Source organism: Pseudarthrobacter sp. CC4, from assembly GCF_048957775.1.
In the GTDB taxonomy this organism is placed as follows: Bacteria; Actinomycetota; Actinomycetes; order Actinomycetales; family Micrococcaceae; genus Arthrobacter.
Genome location: NZ_JARCCZ010000027.1, coordinates 39,981 through 56,874 on the forward strand (window position 1 = coordinate 39,981; position 16,894 = coordinate 56,874).

Genomic DNA, 16,894 nt, shown 5'->3' on the forward strand with positions numbered 1-16,894 from the left:
GGACCACGCCTGGCACCACACGGACAGTGGACCGGGACGGGAGATCGGCGCCTCGCTAGGCTTGCAGCATGACCACGCCGCACCCCCAGCAGGATCTTTCCGGGACAACAGCCCTCGTCACGGGGGCCAGCGCGGGGCTGGGGTCCGAGTTCGCGCGCCAGCTGGCCGCCCAGGGCTGCAACCTGGTGCTGGTTGCGCGGAACCGGGCCCGCCTCGAGGAAGCAGCGGCGGGCCTGGAACGGCGCTACGGAACCACTGCCGAGGTGCTTCCCGCAGACCTGACGGACGACGCCGGCGTGGCCGCCGTCGTCGAACGCCTGTCCGATGCGCGGCGTCCGGTGGGGATCCTCGTCAACAACGCCGGAATCGGCCTGCTGCACAACTTCGAGGACAACCACATCTCGGAGGAGAAGAAACACCTCAAGCTGCACGGGGAAACCGCCATGGAGCTTACCCATGCCGCGCTCAAAGGCATGCTGGAGCGGGGCGAGGGCCGGATCATCAACGTGGCCAGCATCGCCGCTTTCCTGCCGCGGGGCACCTACTCCGCGGCGAAGGCCTGGCTGGTGAGTTTCAGCCGCTGGGCAAACCTGGCCTACGGCAGACAGGGCATCAAGGTCACCGCGGTGTGCCCGGGCTTCACCCACACGGAGTTCCACGACCGGATGGGCATGGACAAATCGGTGGCGCCGTCCTGGGCCTGGCTGCATGCCGAGCGGGTGGTGCGGGAAGGCCTGGCGGACAATGCCCGGGGCAAGGCGGTGTCCATCCCCTCCAAGAGGTACAAGGTGGTGGCGGCCGTTGCCCGGGTGGCGCCGGCAAAGCTAATGGCGGGGCCGCCGCGGAAGCCGAAACAGGGACGGAAACCCGAGTAATGCTGACGGCGGGCGCGACCCCGCCCGCCGGACAGCCACCACCACGCCGATTCCCACCAGCGCCCCCACCATGGTCTCCACAGCGCGCTCCAGGATCAGGACCGCCGGATCGGCGGGGGCTGCGAGCTGGGTCATCAGCAAAATGACCGGCGTGAAGGAAACCATGGCCAGGCCGTAGTGGCGGGTCATGAACAGCTCGGTGGTGAACTGGAAGAGGATCACCAGGAGCGCCAGCACCACGGCCTGCCGGCCCGGGAACAGGCCCGCCAAGGACCAGGGCACCGGAAGAATGGCGGCGGCGGTGACCCCCAGTCCCACGAACGTCCCCACGATCCGGTGGATGCCCCGCCGGACGCTGCTCGGAAGGTCGGCCCCGGCCAGCGGCACGGCAGCCGCGGCCATGGCCCAGTGCGGATGCCCGCTGCCCGTCAGGACGCCCACAGTGCCGGCCGCACCCACTGCCAGGACGTACCGGGAGGCATGCACCAGCATCTCCCGGTGCCCGGCGGGGCTCACGGCCGGAGCAGCCCGGACGGCGCCGCGCTGCCAGGACCTGCGGCGGACCCAGCCGCCGAAGCCCACCAGCATGGAGAACGCGGCAGACCCTGTGGCGATCAGCATGGCCACCTGCCACGGAACCACAGTGGGCACTGAGGCGCAGGCTCCCAGCGCGAGGATCCCGAAGAACGGTCCGTTGGGCTTGAGCCGCACGCGGTCCGCGAAGAGGGATCCGACGCCGGCGAGGACGGCCTCCACTCCCACGAGCCACCACGAGTGGAGATGGTTGACGGACAGGAACACGCCCACCGCCACACCGCCCAGCAGGACGACGGCGGCCTGGGACTGGTGCCGGAGCCGGAGCTGGTGCGGCTCGGAGCGCCCGTACATGCCGGTCAGGGCACCAAAGACGGCATAAATCATGAGGTCTGAACGACCTGTGGCCAGGAGCAGGAGTGACGGAACCGCAACGCTGAGGGCAACGCGCAACGCCGCCAAATGGTCATTGTTGGCCGGTTCCAGCCGATGGAGCGCGCGCACCTGCACGAGGACGCGTTCCATGACTCATCACCTCTTGCTGTTCCAGTACGGCCTTTTGGAAGTTATCACCGTGGGGTAGGGCCCGTCATTTCCACTGCCCGGCGCAGGACTCGGAACGTCATTCCGGCCGGTACGCCAAAGGCCCGCCCCTTCGTGCTTCCTCCAAGGAAACACGAGGGCGGGCCTTCTGGGCGTGGGCCGCAAGACGGGGCTCCGGACCGGCAGGACCGGTTCCGCCGGAGTGCGACTAGGCGCCGGCAGGAACCTTGTCGGCCTCGCGTGCATCGGCGTCGCGCGCATCGGTGATGTCCTGGGTCTCGAACGGGAGTTCGTCCAGGTTGAGCAGCGGGTTCTCGTCCTGCGTGGCAACCAGTTCGCGTGCCTCGGCCTGGGTATCCACGCTGGGCATGGACCCGGGCAGCGGGCGCTGGGCCGACTCCTTGAGGAAGTAGATGGCCACGGCACCCACCAGGGAGGTTCCCATCAGGTAGTACGCGGGCATCATGTCGTTGCCTGTGGCGCTGATGAGGGCTGCCACGATGAACGGAGTGGTGCCGCCGAAAATGGCCACCGAGAAGTTGTACGCGATGCCCATCGCCCCGTACCGGCTGGAGGTGGGGAACTGCGCCGGGAGGGCGGAGGCCAGGTTGGCGACGTAGAACGTCACAGGGAATGCGATCAGCGCCAGGCCGGCCAGGGTGGACCAGATCTCGCCGATGCCGATCAGCAGGAAAGCCGGAGTGGCCAGGACCACTGTGCTGACTGCGCCGATCCACAGGACGGGCCGGCGGCCGATTCGGTCCGACAACTTTCCGGTCAGCGGAATGCAGAGGCTCATGACCACCAGCACGGGGATGGTCAGGAGGGTGCCGTGCACCGGATCGTAACCCTTGGACTCCGTGAGGTAGGTGGGCATGTAGGACGTCAGCGCGTAGCCGGCGGTGTTTGCTGCGGCCACCAGGATCATGGCAACAATGATGGAGCGCCAGTAGGCCTTGACGATGCCCACCGGGCCCTTCGCCGTTGCCTGGTCGGATGACGCCGCATGCTTCGCGAGATCCTCCTGGGCATCCAGGGTGGCCTGGAACTGGGGGGACTCCTCGATCTTGCTCCGGAAGTAGACCGCGATCAGGCCCAGGGGCCCGGCCACCAGGAACGGAATACGCCAGCCCCACTCCTCCATGGCTGCCTGGCCGAGCGTCAGCTGCAGGACCGAGACCAGGGCGGCCCCGATGGCGAAGCCCATGTAGCTGCCCAGGTCCAGGAAGCTGGCGAAGAACCCGCGGCGCTTGTCCGGGGCGTATTCGCTGACGAACGTGGTGGCACCGGCGTATTCACCGCCGGTGGAGAAGCCCTGGACGATCTTCAGCAGCACCAGCAGGCCTGCGGCCCACAGCCCGATCTGGGCGTAGCCGGGCAGGAGGCCGATGGCGAACGTGCTCGCTGCCATCAGCATCAGCGTGGCGGCGAGGATCTTCTGCCGGCCCATCTTGTCGCCCATCCAGCCGAAGATCACGCCGCCCAGGGGGCGGGCAATGAACGTGGCGGCGAAGGTGCCCAGCAGGAACAGCGTCTGGGTGGTGGGGTCCGACTCCGGCAGGAAGACCGGACCCATGGTGGTGATGAGGTAGCCGAACACGCCGACGTCGTACCATTCCATGGTGTTGCCCACGATGGTGCCGCCGAGGGCTTTCTTCAGCATGGGCTGGTTGACGACGTTGACGTCCGATTCCTTGAGCCGGCGCCGCGCGAGCAGCTTAGGCTTGCGCGGGCTTTTGGTAAGAGCCGACGACGGGGCGCCAGGGGGTGTAGCTGGGTTGGTTCCAGAGGCGCTGTTGACGCCTGCGGAAGAGTCTGTCGTGCTTCGGTCTGTGGGCATTTGGGCAACTCCTGTGGAGGTCATTTGCTTGCGACTTGTAGCTGCGCCGCTCCGGGCAGGCCTTCAATTTTACGCGAATGCCGTAGCGCCTGCGTGGTTTATGCCGTAGGATCACCCGTTTGGCAGCCGTATCCGGCAGGTTTACCCGAATTCTTTTCCCGGCTTTTCCCGCGCCATTACTGGCATGCGGCGGGACCAGGCCCATCGTTACCCAATCTTTTTCGTTTTATGCGCCACACCCCCGTGAATCTGTCCCAAGATGGCGCTGAAAGTGACCGGGACCACGCCGGGCCGGACCTCCCGGGCGCACACCGGGCCGCGGTCCAGGGGCACTTTTGCCGGCCCAGGCGGAGGGGGTTCACAGGTGCCGTGTGCGTCCCTAAGGTTGTTCCATGGAAACACTTTCTTTCAGGTAGGGGACGCCTGCGGCCAAGCCACCGCGGGCCGCTTCGAAAGTTTTTGCCGGGGCCCGGTTTTGGCCACTCTCGATAGCACTTCATCTGTGGAAGGGAAGAACAAATGGCTGACGAAAAGCGTGAATTCCCCATCAATCCGGAGGTTGCGGACCACCTCGCCGCGGCAATGGACACTCCGGACATGCCGGGTGCCGAAGCGCCCCTTGCCCCACTGGGGGGAACCGGGCAGCACACCTGGCCGGATGGATACGGAAAGCGCCGGCACCCGAAAGAGCGGGATGCGGGCCACGGCCGGATAGGGCAGGGAGCCGCAGTGACGGCGATCCACCGCACCAGCCGGCCGCAGATGCCGCACTCGTCCTAGGCCCGGACACTTTAGGACGCGCATCCTGCCTGGCGACGCGTACATGGCCTGGCGACACCGAAATCCGGTGCGCCAGGCCTTTTGCGTGTCCCGGATCAATCTGGCCTTCTTCGCGAGTGGCCGGCCGGCTCAGCCTTCGCGCACAACCTCCGCCGGGTCCTTGTCCAGCCGCCAGCCCCGCCACACGGGATGCCGCAGCCTCCCGGTTCCCGTCCACTCGCTGTAGGTCACTTCGCCGACAAGTTCGGGGGCAATCCAGTGCGCGTCGGCGGCATCCGGGCGCGGAACGTCCAGGAACGGCGAGGTCTTCCGGGCCAGCCGTTCCACGGTTTGCCGCAGTTCGGCAAGTTCCCTCCCGCTGAAACCGCTGCCCACCCGCCCCGCGTACTGCAGCTTCGTCCCGTCCGGAATGCCCACCAGCAGTGAGCCCACGGTGTCTTCCCGCCCGCCTTTGCCCGGGCGCCAGCCGCCCACCACAACCTCCTGCGTCTGTTCCACCTTCAGCTTGATCCAGGTACGGGTCCGCTGCCCGCTCACGTACCGGCTGTCGGTCCGCTTGGCCATCACCCCTTCGAGGCCCAGCTCCCGGGCACTCTCCAGGATGTGGTCCACCCGGTCCTCGAGGACCGGAGAAAGCCCCGCGGGGCAGCCCGATGCGGTGAAGAAGTCCTCCAGCCGTTGCCGGCGCTCGGCGAGCGGCAGCCTCCGGAGGTCCGTTCCGTCGTCGTGCAGCAGGTCGAAAAGCATCAGCTGCACGGGAATGGCAACCCGGGCCCGTGCGACGTCGGCGGGCCGGGTGAGCTTCATCCTTCCCTGCAGGAGCCCGAAGTCGGGCCTTCCCGCCGCGCCGATGGCCACGATCTCACCATCGGCAACGAACGGCCGGGCCGGCCAGCAGGCCCGGTCCACGAGTTCGGGGTAGGTGCTGGTGACATCGTTGCCGTTGCGGCTGAATATCCGTACCGTCCTTTCGTCTCCCACGAGGATGGCGCGGACCCCGTCCCACTTGAGTTCGAACTGCCAGTTGCTGCCCTGCAGGTCGGCGGCGTCTCCGGAGGTGGCCATCATGGGCCTGTAGTCCCCGGGCCGCACCGCAACGTCTTTATCCCGTGCCTCCTGGCGCAGCTCATCGTGGCGCGGCTCGTGGTGGTTCGGCGCCCCGTGTGGCTCCTCGTGGGCCGACTCCCTAGCCGGAGCCTCCTCCTGTCCTTCCCGCGGCGGTGCGTGCCGCCGTCGTCCGCCAGGCCGCCCGGGCTCCATGAGGTGGATAAGCCACTGGCCCTCGGAATCCCTTCCCTGCCCCCGCCCTGTGTGGATAAGCGCGAACTTCCTGGTCCCGCCCAGCCCTCCTCCTTCCGAACCGGTGAGGGTGGCAATGACTTCCCTGCCGTTGATCCACTTGTCCAGCTCATACGTCCCGTGGTCCCAGATGGTTACCTCGCCGGCGCCGTATTCCCCTTTGGGAATAGTCCCCTCGAAGCCCGCGTAGTCCAGGGGATGGTCCTCGGTCTGCACTGCCAGGTGGTTCTTGCCGCCGGACTCAGGCACCCCCTTCGGCAGTGCCCAGGACACCAGCACTCCTTCATGCTCCAGGCGGAAGTCATAGTGCAGGCGGCTGGCGTGGTGCTCCTGGATCACAAAGGTATTCCCGCTGCCGGCCGTGCCCGTGAAGGGTTCCGGAGTCTTCCCGGGATCACGCATGGAGCGGTACTTCTCCAGCCGGGGGTCGTTGCCGGCGTTATCGACGGCGGCGAACGGGTCCTTGCCTTCCTGCACGCGCCGGATCACCGCCTTATGGTCCAGGTGGCTGAGGCCGGGGGAGCCGAGCTCCTCCCAGGTCCGGGGCGCAGCCACCATGGGGGTGGGGCGGCCACGCAGCGAGTACGGCACGATAGTCGTCTTGGCTGCATTGTTCTGGCTCCAGTCCACCAGGACCTTGCCCTTGCGCAGGCTCTTTTTCATGTCGCTGACGGCCAGGTCCGGGTGGTCGGCCTCAAGGGCCCTGGCAAGTTCGCGGGCGAAGCCGGAGACCTGGTCAGAGGTCTGGCTCCGGTCCAGGGCGGCGTACAGGTGGATGCCCTTGCTGCCGCTGGTCACCGGCACGGGGTCCAGGCCCACGTCCTGGAGGATGGCGCGCGCCAGGAGGGCTACTTCAACGCACGCCTCCAGGCCGGCGCCTTCGCCGGGGTCCAGGTCCAGGACCAGCCGGTCGGGGTTCAGTTGGTTGCCGTGGGAGTCCACCTGCCACTGCGGAACGTGGATTTCCAGGGAATTGATCTGCCCGAACCAGGTAAGGGTGGCGGGGTCGTTGACCATCGGGTAGTAGATGGTGCGGTCCTTGTGGGTGATGGCTGCCCGGGGGAGCCAGCCCGGAGCCGAGTCCTCAAGGTTCTTCTGGAAGAACACCTCGCCGGGCTTATCGGCGGTCCCGACGCCGTTCACCCAACGCTTCCTGGTGGCCGGCCTGTTGTACGCCGCCGGGATCAGGACGTGGGCCACGGCGGCGTAGTAGGCCAGGACGTCCGCCTTGGTGGTGCCCGTCTCCGGATAGATGATCTTGTCCAGATTGGTGAGGGTCAGTTCCCGCCCTGCCACCCTGACACGCTCCTTAGCGGCGGGCACGGGGCTTCACCTCCGGCGTTGCGTGATGTTCACTTGAGGAATGAGAGCCATCTGGAAAGGTGCCATCGCGTTCGGCCTGGTCAACGTGCCCGTGAAGGTCTACAGCGCCACTGAGGATCATGACATCAGTCTGCACCAGGTCCACAACGCCGACGGCGGCCGGATCCGCTACCAGCGGCGGTGCGAGGTCTGCAGCCAGGTCATCGATTATTCGGACATCGAGAAGGCCTACGAGGAGGACGGCCGGACGGTGGTCCTGTCCAAGGACGAACTCAAGGCCATTCCGGCGGAGAACAACCATGAGATCGAAGTGGTGCAGTTCGTCCCGTCCGAGCAGCTTGAGCCCATGATGTTCGAGAAGAGCTACTACCTTGAGCCGGACTCCAAGTCTCCCAAGGCCTACGTGCTGCTGCGCAGTGCGCTGGAAGACACGGACAGGGTGGCCATTGTCCAGTTCGCGCTGCGGGAGAAGACCCGGCTGGGCGCTTTGCGGATTAAGGACGATGTCCTGGTGCTCCAGTCCCTCCTGTGGCCGGACGAGGTGCGGGAAGCGAAATTCCCTTCCCTTGATGCATCCGTCAAGATCTCCCCGCAGGAGCGCGATATGTCCGCGGCCCTGGTGGAGTCCATGGCGGCCGATTTCGATCCCGCTTCCTTCACGGACGACTACCAGGTCCAGCTCCGCCAGCTTATTGAGGCCAAGCTGGAGCAGGGTGAATCGCTGGACACCGAGGAAACCTTCGGCGTGGAGGCCGGCGAGGGCAGCAAGGGTGAAGTCATCGACCTGATGGAGGCGCTGAAGCGAAGCCTGGACCGGAAACGGGGCGGCGGGTCCGATGCCGCGGCAGGACGGGCGGGTGGCGAAGCCGGCGGGGACTCCGGCAGCGACGCCGGCGAAGACGAAGCCGCCAAACCGGCGCGCAAGCGGTCTACCGCGGCTAAGACCAGTGCCGAAAAGACCGGCACCACGGCGAGGTCCGCGGCAGCAAAGTCCACGGGAACGCAGTCCGGCGCAGCCACATCCGGCACGGCCAAGTCCGGCGCAGCCAAATCCGGCACGGCCAAGTCCACCACGGCAAAATCCGCCGCCGCCAAGTCGACAGCGGCCAAGTCCGCCGAAAAACCCGCCGCCAAGGCGTCCACCAGCAAGGCGACGGGCACCCGGGCGCGCAAGCCTGCGTGATGGCCCCTGTGATGGCCAGCCGCCTGCGGATCCTGATCCGGTACCCGATGCCATGTACATGAAACTACTAAGCTTGCTTGCGTTCCGGTAGCGGGGTGCTCTTTACAGCCGGGTCCGGTGCGTCCACAATGAGTCGCATCGCAGCCACCGCTGTGCCCACAGCGTGCTGACACTCCAACGGCCCTGTGAGGAGCGCTGAACATGAACGATCAGACAGATGCAGCCGAGGCGGACCGGGCACTCAAACAGAAACACCGGGCCATGTGGGCATCCGGTGATTATCCGGCCCTCGCTGACGAGATGCTCCTGGACCTCGGCGCCATCCTGGTTGAAGCCTGCGGCATTACCTCCCGCCACAATGTGCTGGATATCGCCGCCGGATCAGGCAACGCGGCCATTCCCGCGGCCATGATGGGAGCCAAGGTGGTGGCCAGCGACCTCACCCCCGAGCTTTTCGAGGCCGGCCGCCGTGAGGCCGCGAACCGGGGAGTCAGCCTGGACTGGAAGGAAGCCGACGCGGAGGCCCTGCCCTTCGCCGACGCCGAGTTCGACGTCGTCATGTCCTGCCTCGGCGTCATGTTTGCCCCCCACCACCAGGCGGCGGCGGACGAACTCCTGAGGGTGTGCAAACCGGGTGGAAACATAGGACTGTTGAGCTGGACCCCGGAGGGGTTCATCGGCAGGATGTTCGACACCATGAAGCCCTTCGCCCCGCCGCCACCGCCGGGAGCACAGCCGGCGCCGCTGTGGGGGAGCGAAGAGCACGTGCGGGAACTGCTGGGGGACAGGATCACGGATACCGCTGCGCGCAAGCAGACCCTGGCCGTGCGGAGCTTCCATCAACCCGGCGACTTCGTCCGCTACTTCAAGTCCCACTACGGCCCCACCATCTCCGTCTACAAATACATCGGGGAGGACGGGGACAAGGTCAAAGCCCTGGACCAGGCCCTGACGGAACTGGCTGATTCCTTCGGCGATGCCCACGGCGACACCCCGTTCCAGATGGAGTGGGAGTACTTGCTGTTCACTGCGAAGAAGGCCAAGGAAAGTGCCTGATTACGTGGCCACGTCCTCGGTCACGGTTGATGCCCCTCCCACCCGCGTGTGGGATGTCATCACGGACCCGGCGGCCACGAAGGAGTTCATGTTTGGCACCGAGCTCTCCACGGACTGGACCGTGGGCGGACCCATCACCTGGAGCGGCAACTGGGACGGCAAGGACTACGAGGACAGGGGCACGATCCTCGAGGTGGTGCCCGCCAGGAAACTGGTCTACACGCATTTCAGCCCCCTCGCCGGGCAGGAAGACAAACCGGAGAACTATCACACCCTCACCTGGACGCTTCAGGACAAGGGCGGCCGGACGCTTTTGACGCTGACCCAGGACAACAACACCACGGCGGAGGCGGCTGACCACTCAAAAGGCATGTGGGACAAGCTCGTGGCGGACGTGAAGAGGATTTCCGAGGGCAGTTAACCCGCCTGGTTGGGATGGGGCGGGGGATTAACGCAAGCGGCCGTCGTCGGGCGTTTCCCTGGGAGGGAAGGCCCGACGACGGCCGTGCGGCTTGGCCGCCGGGGCAGCCTGTCAGCTGCCAGTCAGCTGCTAGGCGTCGTGGTCCGTTTCCAGGATCTGGACGAGGCGGTCCAGCGCGGTGTCCGCGCCGTCACCTTCGGCGCGAAGGACCACCACGTCGCCGTGCGAGGCGCCCAGGCTCATGAGGGACAGGATGCTGGCAGCGTCCATCGCCTCGTCCACCGGCTCGCCCTCGCGGGCGATGGTGATGTCCAGGTCGTACTCTCCTGCTGCCTCGGCAAAGATGGCGGCGGGGCGGGCGTGCAGGCCCACGCGGCTGGCGACGGTTGCTGTGCGTTCTGGCATTGTTGCTCCTTAGTCTTCCGGCGGCTGGTTGAAATGCCGGGGTAGAGGTAGTGGGTGAGGCAGGTCAGACGGTTGCTGGGACGGTTTCCACCGTAGCAGCGCTCTTGGGGGCGGCCCAGCGCTTGAGGCCGATCACGGCCAGGGCGGTCACGATGGCACCGGCGACGATCGAGAGGACGAACATCAGCACGTTGCCGATCGCGAAGAACACAAAGATGCCGCCATGGGGAGCCTGCGAGGTGACCCCGAAGGCCATGGTCAGTGCGCCGGTCAGCGCGCCGCCCAGCATGCTGGCAGGAATGACGCGGAGCGGATCAGCAGCAGCGAACGGGATAGCGCCTTCGGAGATGAAGGATGCACCCAGCAGCCAGGCAGCCTTGCCGTTTTCGCGCTCAGCCAGGCTGAAGAGCTTGCGGTCCAGGACGGTGGCCAGGGCCATTGCCAGAGGGGGCACCATGCCGGCGGCCATGACCGTTGCCATGATCTGCCACGGCGCCTGGTTGTCCGCGCTGCCGGCGCTGAGTCCCGCAACGGCGAAGGCGTAGGCCACCTTGTTGACGGGACCGCCCAGGTCGAAGCACATCATGAGGCCAAGGATGATGCCCAGGACCACGGCGGAAGCGCCGGTCATGCCGGAGAGCCAGCCGTTAAGGGCGGTGGTGAGGCCGGCGATGGGGCCGCCGAGCAGCAGGAACATGAGTCCGGAAGCCGCGATGGAGGCGAGCAGCGGGATGATGACCACGGGCATGAGGCCGCGCAGCCAGCGGGGAACCTGCCAGGTGCCGATCACGTGGGCAACGTAGCCGGCCAGGAGGCCGCCCACGATGCCGCCGAGGAAGCCGGCACCCATGAAACCGGAGACTGCACCGGCCACGAAGCCGGGGGCGATGCCGGGCCTGTCAGCAATGGCGTAGGCGATGTAGCCGGCCAGCGCCGGGACCAGGAAGCCCATGGACAGGGCGCCGATCTTGAACAGGACTGCGCCCAGGTAAGCGGCGAGTCCGCCCTCGGGAAGGTTGCCGAAGTTGTTCTCCACAACCACCTTGTCCGCGACTTCGGTGATGTCGTAACCACCCAGGAGGAAGCCCAGGGCGATCAGGAGGCCACCGCCGGCCACGAACGGGATCATGTAGCTCACGCCGGTGAGCAGGGCCCTCTTCAGCTTCTGGCCGATGTGCTCGCCCTTTTCGGCGGCGGCCTGCTCAGCCTGTTCCTCGGCACCGAAGTGCGGGACGCGCCGCGCGTTCGGGTCCGAGGCTGCGGCCAGCGCCTCCTGGACCATCTTGGCGGGTTCGTCGATGCCCCGCTTCACAGGGGCGTTGATGACCGGTTTGCCGGCGAAGCGCTCCTTGCCGCGTACGTCCACGTCCACCGCGAAAATTACGGCGTCGGCGGCAGCAATGACGGCGGGATCCAGCGGCTTGGCGCCGGAGGAACCCTGGGTTTCCACCTGCAGGTCGACGCCGGCCTCCTGGGCAGCGGCCACCAGGGAGTCAGCTGCCATGTAGGTGTGCGCGATGCCGGTGGGGCAGGCGGTCACGGCCACGAGGCGCTTGGGACCGGCCGGGGCTGGTCCGGCCGTAGCCGCGCCGGCCGGAGCCGTGCCGGAAGCAGCGGCGCCAGAGCCCGCCGAAGCAGTGCCTGCCGACGCCCCCGCGGACGCGCCGGAAGCAACAGCTTCAGCGGGTACCGCGGCTGCATGGGCTGCAGGCTTGTCGGCCAGCGCACCGTCCACCAGTTCCACGATCTCTTCGCGGGATGAGGCGTTGCGCAGGGCCGTGGTGAAGTCCTTTTTGATCAGGGACCTGGCCAGCTTCGAGAGCAGCTTCAGGTGCTCCTGGTCGGCTCCGTCCGGGGCTGCGATGAAGAAGACCAGGTCCGCCGGGCCGTCCTTGGCTCCGAAGTCCACCTTGGGATTGAGGCGGGCCATGGCCAAGGTGGGTTCCGTGACGGCGGCCGAGCGGCAGTGCGGGATGGCGATGCCGCCCGGAATGCCGGTGGCGGTCTTCTGCTCGCGGGCGAAGGCGTCAGCGAAGAGGCCTTCAACTTCTGTTGCGCGTCCGGCGGCAGCTACTTTGCTTGCCAGGTGCCGGATCACCGCCTCGGGCGCGTTGCCCAGGTTCTGGTCGAGCTCGACCAGGTCCGTGGTGATGAGCTGGGTCACTGTCAATCCTTTCGAAGGGCCGTGATGGTTACGGCATCCGGGGTGGTTTGGTGTACTGCCGGAACCGTTGAACCGGGCAGGGAGGCGGCTGCGGCACCGTGGGCCACAGCCTGGCGAAGGCAGTCGGCCGGGGCGGCGCCCCGGCCATGGGCGAGCAGGTAGCCGGCCAGCGCGGAATCGCCCGCGCCCACCGTACTGACCGCGGCGACCGGCGGATGCGTGGCCAGCCACGCGCCGTCGGCCGTTACCAGGACAGCTCCCTTGGATCCGAGAGTTGCCAGCACAGCACCCACGCCGGAACGTACGACAGCGGCCGCGGCGGCCGCGGCCGCCACCGGATCCGCTTCCAGTTCGTCAGCGGTAGCCGCGGCGAAGCCGGCTGCAGCAGCCAGTTCCGCCAGTTCTTCGGCGTTGGGTTTGAGGAGGTCCGGTTTCCCGGAACCGTTGACGGCCGGTTCAGCACCGGCATCGCCTCCGGACATTGCGGCCGCGAGCGGCGCACCGGAGGAGTCCACGGCAATGAGCGGTGCGCTGCCGTTTCCGGCTGCGCGGATCCGGCGGGCCGCCGTCGCGTAGAAATCAGCAGGGAATCCCGGCGGCAGCGAACCTGCAAGGACCACCCAGCTGGCTCCGCGGGAGCTCTCCAGCAGCAGTTTGATCAGGGCTTCCTGCTGGTCCGCATCCATGACCGGACCGGGCTCATTGATCTTGGTGGTCACGCCACCGGGTTCCGTGAGGGCCACATTGGTGCGGAGCGGTTCGCTGATGGGCAGGGAAACGAACGGCACCGCGCTTTCCCGCAGCCCGGCCAGGACGGGATCGCTGTCCGCGCCGGGGAGGACGGCAACGGAGTCCAGGCCGGAGGCAACCAGTGCACGGGACACGTTGACGCCCTTGCCGCCCGACTCCTGGCTGACGGAAACGGCACGCTGCACTTCGCCCCGAACCAATGGGCCCGGCAGTGCCACGGTCCGGTCAAGGCTGGGGTTGGCGGTGAAAGTGACGATCATGCGATCACCACGTCAACGCCGGCTTCTTCAAGGGCGGCCGCCAGTTCCGGGCCGGGCTCGCTGTCTGTAATCAAGGTGTCCAGATCTTTCAGGGAGGCGAACTGGACCAGGGTTTCCGTGTCCAGCTTGGAGGAATCGGCCAGCACAACAATCCGGCGGGCCGAGTGGACGAAAGCTGCCTTAACCGCGGCTTCCTCGGGGTCGGGCGTGCTCAGCCCAAAGCTTGCGTGGATTCCGTTGGTGCCGATGAAAGCGATGTCCGGCCGCAGTTTGCCGGCGGCCTCCACGGTTGACTGACCCACGGCAACCTGGGTGATTCCGCGGACCCGGCCGCCGAGTATCTCAAGGGCGATGCCGGGAACGCTGGAGAGTTTGCCTGCGATGGGAACGGCGTGGGTGATGGCCACCAGTTCCGCCCGCGGTCCGGTTGGGTCGGAAGGTTCGACGGCGGCGCGCCGCGAGAGCATGTCCGCCAGGACTTCCGTAGTGGTGCCGCCGTCGATCAGGACGCTGCCGGTGGAGTTGCGTGGAATGAGGGCCAGCGCGGCTTCGGCGATCCGGATTTTCTGGTCCGGCCGCTGGATGGCGCGCTCGTTCACGCTTTCCTCGGTGGTGCTGAACCGGTCTGCGGCAACGGCTCCGCCGTGGACGCGGCGGACGGTGCCGGCATTCTCGAGGGCGGCAAGGTCGCGGCGGACGGTTTCGGTGGTGATGCGGAAGCGCTCGGCCAGGAGGGTCACGCTGACCCGGCCGCTGCCGGCAACAAGCTCGGCAATCTTTTGCTGGCGCTCCTCGGCGAACACGTACCCTCCGTTGCGTAGGTCTTCTGGTGGTGTGGATTGTTCACTGTGGATGCCGTTCCTGCGTGACTGGCATCACATGATGTTGAGTTACTTGACTTTATCTTTGCTTGTGTTGGTTTGTCAATGGAAACCCACATGAAACAAAGTGGCACTTTCGGGGACGGCAAAAAGCCGGGCCGGACCATGGATGGTCCGGCCCGGCTTCTCGGGTCAATGTCGTGTCCTGCGCTGCGGCGGGGACCCCGGTGGTGCTACAGCCCGCCGTCGCGGCTTTCGTTCCGCGTAATGCGTTCCCCGGTGTTCGGGTCAACGACGGAGCGGGTCTCGCTGATGCGCCGGCTGCGGCCCGGGGAAGCGAGGATGAGGGAGGCGATGAGTCCAATGACGCCAACCGCCATCAGGATGTAGCCGATGAGCACCTGGTCCACGAAGGGGATGAGGCCCGGAGCGACCGCCCAGGCAAGGATGGCGCCGAGGGCGATAAGGAAGATGGAGGATCCGATTCTCATGCTTTGCTCCTTGTTGTCACGGATGGAAGCCTTATTGGGCCGCGGACTTTTGGTAAGCATGCTGTCCGTTAAGCGTCACGCTACAGCCCGGGGTGGCTGTATTCAATGGCGGGGGCCGGCGCGTAACCCATTCGTTGTGCTGTGGCGCCTGTGAAGAAAGAGGCTGATGCGACTCGATGACGTTGCCCGCGGACCGGCACGGCTCGGGCATCAAGCCACGCTTGCTGGCTAGGCTGATCCGATGGAAACAGTTGTGTGGTCCAAACCTGAAGGCGAGCGGGCGGGCACCCCACTACTTGTGATGATGCACGGTTATGGCACTGACGAGTCCCGCATGGTGCGCCTTTTTGAGTACCTGCCGCCCGAGTTTACGTGTGCGGCGCTCCGAGCGCCGATGCCGATCGGTGACCATTACGGCTGGTTCATGCTGGACTACTTCCTGGCCAATGACTTCGCGGATGTCATTAAAGCCTCGAGTGCCGTCCAGGCCTGGATCAACAGCGTCAAGGCCCGGCACAGCAGCGTAAGCCTGCTCGGCTACTCGCAGGGCATGGCAATGGCGAGCACTCTGCTGCGCCTCCACCCTAAGGACTATGAGGCGGTGGTGGGACTTTCCGGTTTTGTGCTCCGGAATGAACTGCTGTCCCTCACGGAGTCCTTCGACACCAGGCCGCCCTTCTTCTGGGGCCGGGACAAGGCAGACCTGGTCATCAACGAGGACGCGATCGCCTACACCGAGGAATGGCTCCAGCAGAACACGCTCCTGACCGCCAGGACCTACCCCGGCATGGGCCATGCGATGTCGAAGACGGAGATGGTGGACGTGAGCGTCTTCCTGCGACACTATGTGCTCCGCCCGGACGGGTCCGGAAAAATCGACGCGTGAGGCCCTCCCCTGCTGAGACGTGCCTCACGCAAGGCTCGCTAGAAAAAACAGTTGCCAGCTAAATTTGTAAGCGCTTACACTCATCTTCGGCCGTTATCGCGGCCCTGAACTGGGCGGACAAGGAGATCAGCGCGGTGTCGAGGGTTTACTGCAGCCGGATACTGTCCCATGCCCTTTATCCGGCCAGCGATGCTGGAGGTGCCGCCGGTTTGTCCGACGACGGGCGCCGCGTCCATCATGGTAGGGATACACCGATCAGCAATGCCAGCGCCGAGGCGCTCCCCATACAGACCGCCGCCCGTGGCCGCAGATCGTTCGGGCACCGATGCCTCCCCAACTCCAAGCATCCAGCCTTCAGGGCTGCCCGCCGTCCTGAAAGGACAACACACCGCTGATGACTGAAAACACCGCAGCAGACAACGCAGCAGCCGAGGTGTCCTCCTGGGCTGGTGCCTCTGCCATCCTTTTCGACCTGGACGGGGTGCTGACCCCCACGGCAACCGTCCATGAGCGGGCATGGCAGGAACTGTTCGAGGACTACCTGGCGGCGCAGCCCCAGGTTCCCGGCTACCGCGAGAGTGACTACTTCGACCACATCGACGGCAAGCCGCGCTTTGACGGTGTCCGCGATTTCCTGGCCTCGCGGGGGATTGTCCTCCCCGAGGGCCCCACTGACGACGACCCCGCCAACACCACTGTGCAGGGCCTGGGTAACCGGAAGAACAGGATTTTCAACGACATCGTGAGCGCGGGGGTGGAGCCCTTCCCCGGGTCGGTGCGCTTCCTCGAAGCCGCGCTGGAACGCGGACTGAAGGTCGCCGTCGTCTCTTCCTCCCGAAACGCTCCGGCCGTCCTGGCGGCAGCCGGACTCAGCGCCCGTTTCCCGGTGGTGGTGGATGGCGTGGTCGCGGCAAGCGAAGGCCTGCCCGGCAAGCCCAGTCCCGCCACCTACGAGTACGCCGCCCGCCTGCTGGGCCTCCCCAGCGGGGAGTGCGTGGTGGTGGAGGATGCCGTGTCCGGCGTCCAGGCCGGCGAGGCCGGAACCTTCTACTCGGTCATCGGCGTGGACCGCGGCGCCGGGCGGCAGACGTTGCTCGACGCCGGAGCCACCCTGGTGGTCAATGACCTCAAGGAACTTCTGCCCTAGAGACGGCAGCCTTCCCCGAGGCCGCCCGCTGCTACCCCCGGCAGCTCCCGTGAGTACGCATTACCCCTGAACGCATCACCCCCCGAAAAGTATCCCCAGGCCGGCAGCAAACCGGT

Annotated in this window: 15 protein-coding genes; 7 read left to right on the top strand and 8 right to left on the bottom strand. The window is 66.5% G+C overall.

Annotation, left to right across the window (positions count from 1 at the left end):
• Positions 1-68: 68 nt before the first annotated feature.
• Positions 69-875 carry an SDR family NAD(P)-dependent oxidoreductase gene (locus PV768_RS17790; RefSeq protein ID WP_421093729.1) on the top strand — a complete coding sequence of 269 codons (807 nt, stop codon included), beginning with the start codon at positions 69-71 and terminating at the stop codon, positions 873-875.
• Here PV768_RS17790 and PV768_RS17795 read toward each other — a convergent pair.
• Complete coding sequence (locus PV768_RS17795) at positions 825-1,934, bottom strand: FUSC family protein (protein ID WP_421093730.1); 1,110 nt, start codon at positions 1,932-1,934, stop codon at positions 825-827. The genes PV768_RS17790 and PV768_RS17795 overlap by 51 nt on opposite strands.
• Before the next feature lie 226 nt (positions 1,935-2,160).
• A complete protein-coding gene (locus PV768_RS17800) occupies positions 2,161-3,792 on the bottom strand; it encodes an MFS transporter (protein ID WP_157239547.1) in 1,632 nt (543 codons plus the stop codon).
• 519 nt (positions 3,793-4,311) lie between these two features.
• On the opposite strand from PV768_RS17800, the gene PV768_RS17805 reads away from it, so the two are divergent.
• On the top strand, positions 4,312-4,572 hold the full coding sequence (locus PV768_RS17805; protein WP_421093731.1) for a hypothetical protein: 261 nt from the start codon (positions 4,312-4,314) through the stop codon (positions 4,570-4,572).
• A 129-nt stretch (positions 4,573-4,701) separates the two neighbouring features.
• Here the strand turns inward: PV768_RS17805 and PV768_RS17810 are convergent, their stop codons facing one another.
• Complete coding sequence (locus PV768_RS17810; RefSeq protein ID WP_421093732.1) at positions 4,702-7,194, bottom strand: ATP-dependent DNA ligase; 2,493 nt, start codon at positions 7,192-7,194, stop codon at positions 4,702-4,704.
• A gap of 40 nt (positions 7,195-7,234) precedes the next feature.
• Here PV768_RS17810 and PV768_RS17815 point away from each other — a divergent pair, with 40 nt between their 5' ends.
• The 3 genes from PV768_RS17815 (at position 7,235) to PV768_RS17825 (ending at position 9,854) form a co-directional block, all read left to right on the top strand.
• Positions 7,235-8,377 carry a Ku protein gene (locus tag PV768_RS17815; protein WP_421093733.1) on the top strand — a complete coding sequence of 381 codons (1,143 nt, stop codon included), beginning with the start codon at positions 7,235-7,237 and terminating at the stop codon, positions 8,375-8,377.
• 201 nt (positions 8,378-8,578) lie between these two features.
• A complete protein-coding gene (locus PV768_RS17820) occupies positions 8,579-9,433 on the top strand; it encodes a class I SAM-dependent methyltransferase (protein WP_421093734.1) in 855 nt (284 codons plus the stop codon).
• Positions 9,426-9,854 carry an SRPBCC family protein gene (locus PV768_RS17825; RefSeq protein ID WP_321215163.1) on the top strand — a complete coding sequence of 143 codons (429 nt, stop codon included), beginning with the start codon at positions 9,426-9,428 and terminating at the stop codon, positions 9,852-9,854. Before PV768_RS17820 ends, PV768_RS17825 begins: the two co-directional genes overlap by 8 nt.
• A 129-nt stretch (positions 9,855-9,983) precedes the next feature.
• Here PV768_RS17825 and PV768_RS17830 read toward each other — a convergent pair whose 3' ends face one another.
• From PV768_RS17830 to PV768_RS17850, 5 genes are all read right to left on the bottom strand, one after another.
• Positions 9,984-10,259, bottom strand: coding sequence for an HPr family phosphocarrier protein (locus PV768_RS17830; protein WP_157239538.1), 276 nt, complete (start codon positions 10,257-10,259; stop codon positions 9,984-9,986).
• 64 nt (positions 10,260-10,323) lie between these two features.
• The gene (locus PV768_RS17835) at positions 10,324-12,423 is read right to left on the bottom strand and encodes a PTS fructose transporter subunit IIABC (protein ID WP_421093735.1); all 2,100 of its coding nucleotides are present in this window, start codon (positions 12,421-12,423) and stop codon (positions 10,324-10,326) included.
• A gap of 2 nt (positions 12,424-12,425) precedes the next feature.
• Positions 12,426-13,433 (bottom strand): hexose kinase, encoded by a 1,008-nt coding sequence (locus PV768_RS17840; protein WP_321215165.1) that lies wholly within the window; start codon positions 13,431-13,433, stop codon positions 12,426-12,428.
• The gene (locus PV768_RS17845) at positions 13,430-14,236 is read right to left on the bottom strand and encodes a DeoR/GlpR family DNA-binding transcription regulator (protein WP_421093736.1); all 807 of its coding nucleotides are present in this window, start codon (positions 14,234-14,236) and stop codon (positions 13,430-13,432) included. Before PV768_RS17845 ends, PV768_RS17840 begins: the two co-directional genes overlap by 4 nt.
• A 251-nt stretch (positions 14,237-14,487) precedes the next feature.
• A complete protein-coding gene (locus PV768_RS17850) occupies positions 14,488-14,745 on the bottom strand; it encodes a DUF6458 family protein (protein ID WP_157239533.1) in 258 nt (85 codons plus the stop codon).
• Positions 14,746-14,986: 241 nt separating this feature from the next.
• Here PV768_RS17850 and PV768_RS17855 point away from each other — a divergent pair, with 241 nt between their 5' ends.
• Together PV768_RS17855 and PV768_RS17860 are read left to right on the top strand one after the other, a co-directional pair.
• The gene (locus tag PV768_RS17855; RefSeq protein WP_421093737.1) at positions 14,987-15,631 is read left to right on the top strand and encodes an alpha/beta hydrolase; all 645 of its coding nucleotides are present in this window, start codon (positions 14,987-14,989) and stop codon (positions 15,629-15,631) included.
• Between the two features lie 394 nt (positions 15,632-16,025).
• On the top strand, positions 16,026-16,778 hold the full coding sequence (locus PV768_RS17860) for an HAD family hydrolase (protein WP_421093738.1): 753 nt from the start codon (positions 16,026-16,028) through the stop codon (positions 16,776-16,778).
• The last annotated feature ends 116 nt before the right edge of the window (positions 16,779-16,894 follow it).

Excerpts from the sequence above, each read along its gene's own strand:
- PV768_RS17790 (WP_421093729.1), top strand. The coding sequence starts at position 69 with ATGACCACGCCGCACCCCCAGCAGGATCTTTCCGGGACAACAGCCCTC.
- PV768_RS17795 (WP_421093730.1), bottom strand. The coding sequence starts at position 1,934 with ATGGAACGCGTCCTCGTGCAGGTGCGCGCGCTCCATCGGCTGGAACCG.
- PV768_RS17800 (WP_157239547.1), bottom strand. The coding sequence starts at position 3,792 with ATGCCCACAGACCGAAGCACGACAGACTCTTCCGCAGGCGTCAACAGC.
- PV768_RS17805 (WP_421093731.1), top strand. The coding sequence starts at position 4,312 with ATGGCTGACGAAAAGCGTGAATTCCCCATCAATCCGGAGGTTGCGGAC.
- PV768_RS17815 (WP_421093733.1), top strand. The coding sequence starts at position 7,235 with ATGAGAGCCATCTGGAAAGGTGCCATCGCGTTCGGCCTGGTCAACGTG.
- PV768_RS17820 (WP_421093734.1), top strand. The coding sequence starts at position 8,579 with ATGAACGATCAGACAGATGCAGCCGAGGCGGACCGGGCACTCAAACAG.
- PV768_RS17830 (WP_157239538.1), bottom strand. The coding sequence starts at position 10,259 with ATGCCAGAACGCACAGCAACCGTCGCCAGCCGCGTGGGCCTGCACGCC.
- PV768_RS17840 (WP_321215165.1), bottom strand. The coding sequence starts at position 13,433 with ATGATCGTCACTTTCACCGCCAACCCCAGCCTTGACCGGACCGTGGCA.
- PV768_RS17850 (WP_157239533.1), bottom strand. The coding sequence starts at position 14,745 with ATGAGAATCGGATCCTCCATCTTCCTTATCGCCCTCGGCGCCATCCTT.
- PV768_RS17855 (WP_421093737.1), top strand. The coding sequence starts at position 14,987 with ATGGAAACAGTTGTGTGGTCCAAACCTGAAGGCGAGCGGGCGGGCACC.
- PV768_RS17860 (WP_421093738.1), top strand. The coding sequence starts at position 16,026 with ATGACTGAAAACACCGCAGCAGACAACGCAGCAGCCGAGGTGTCCTCC.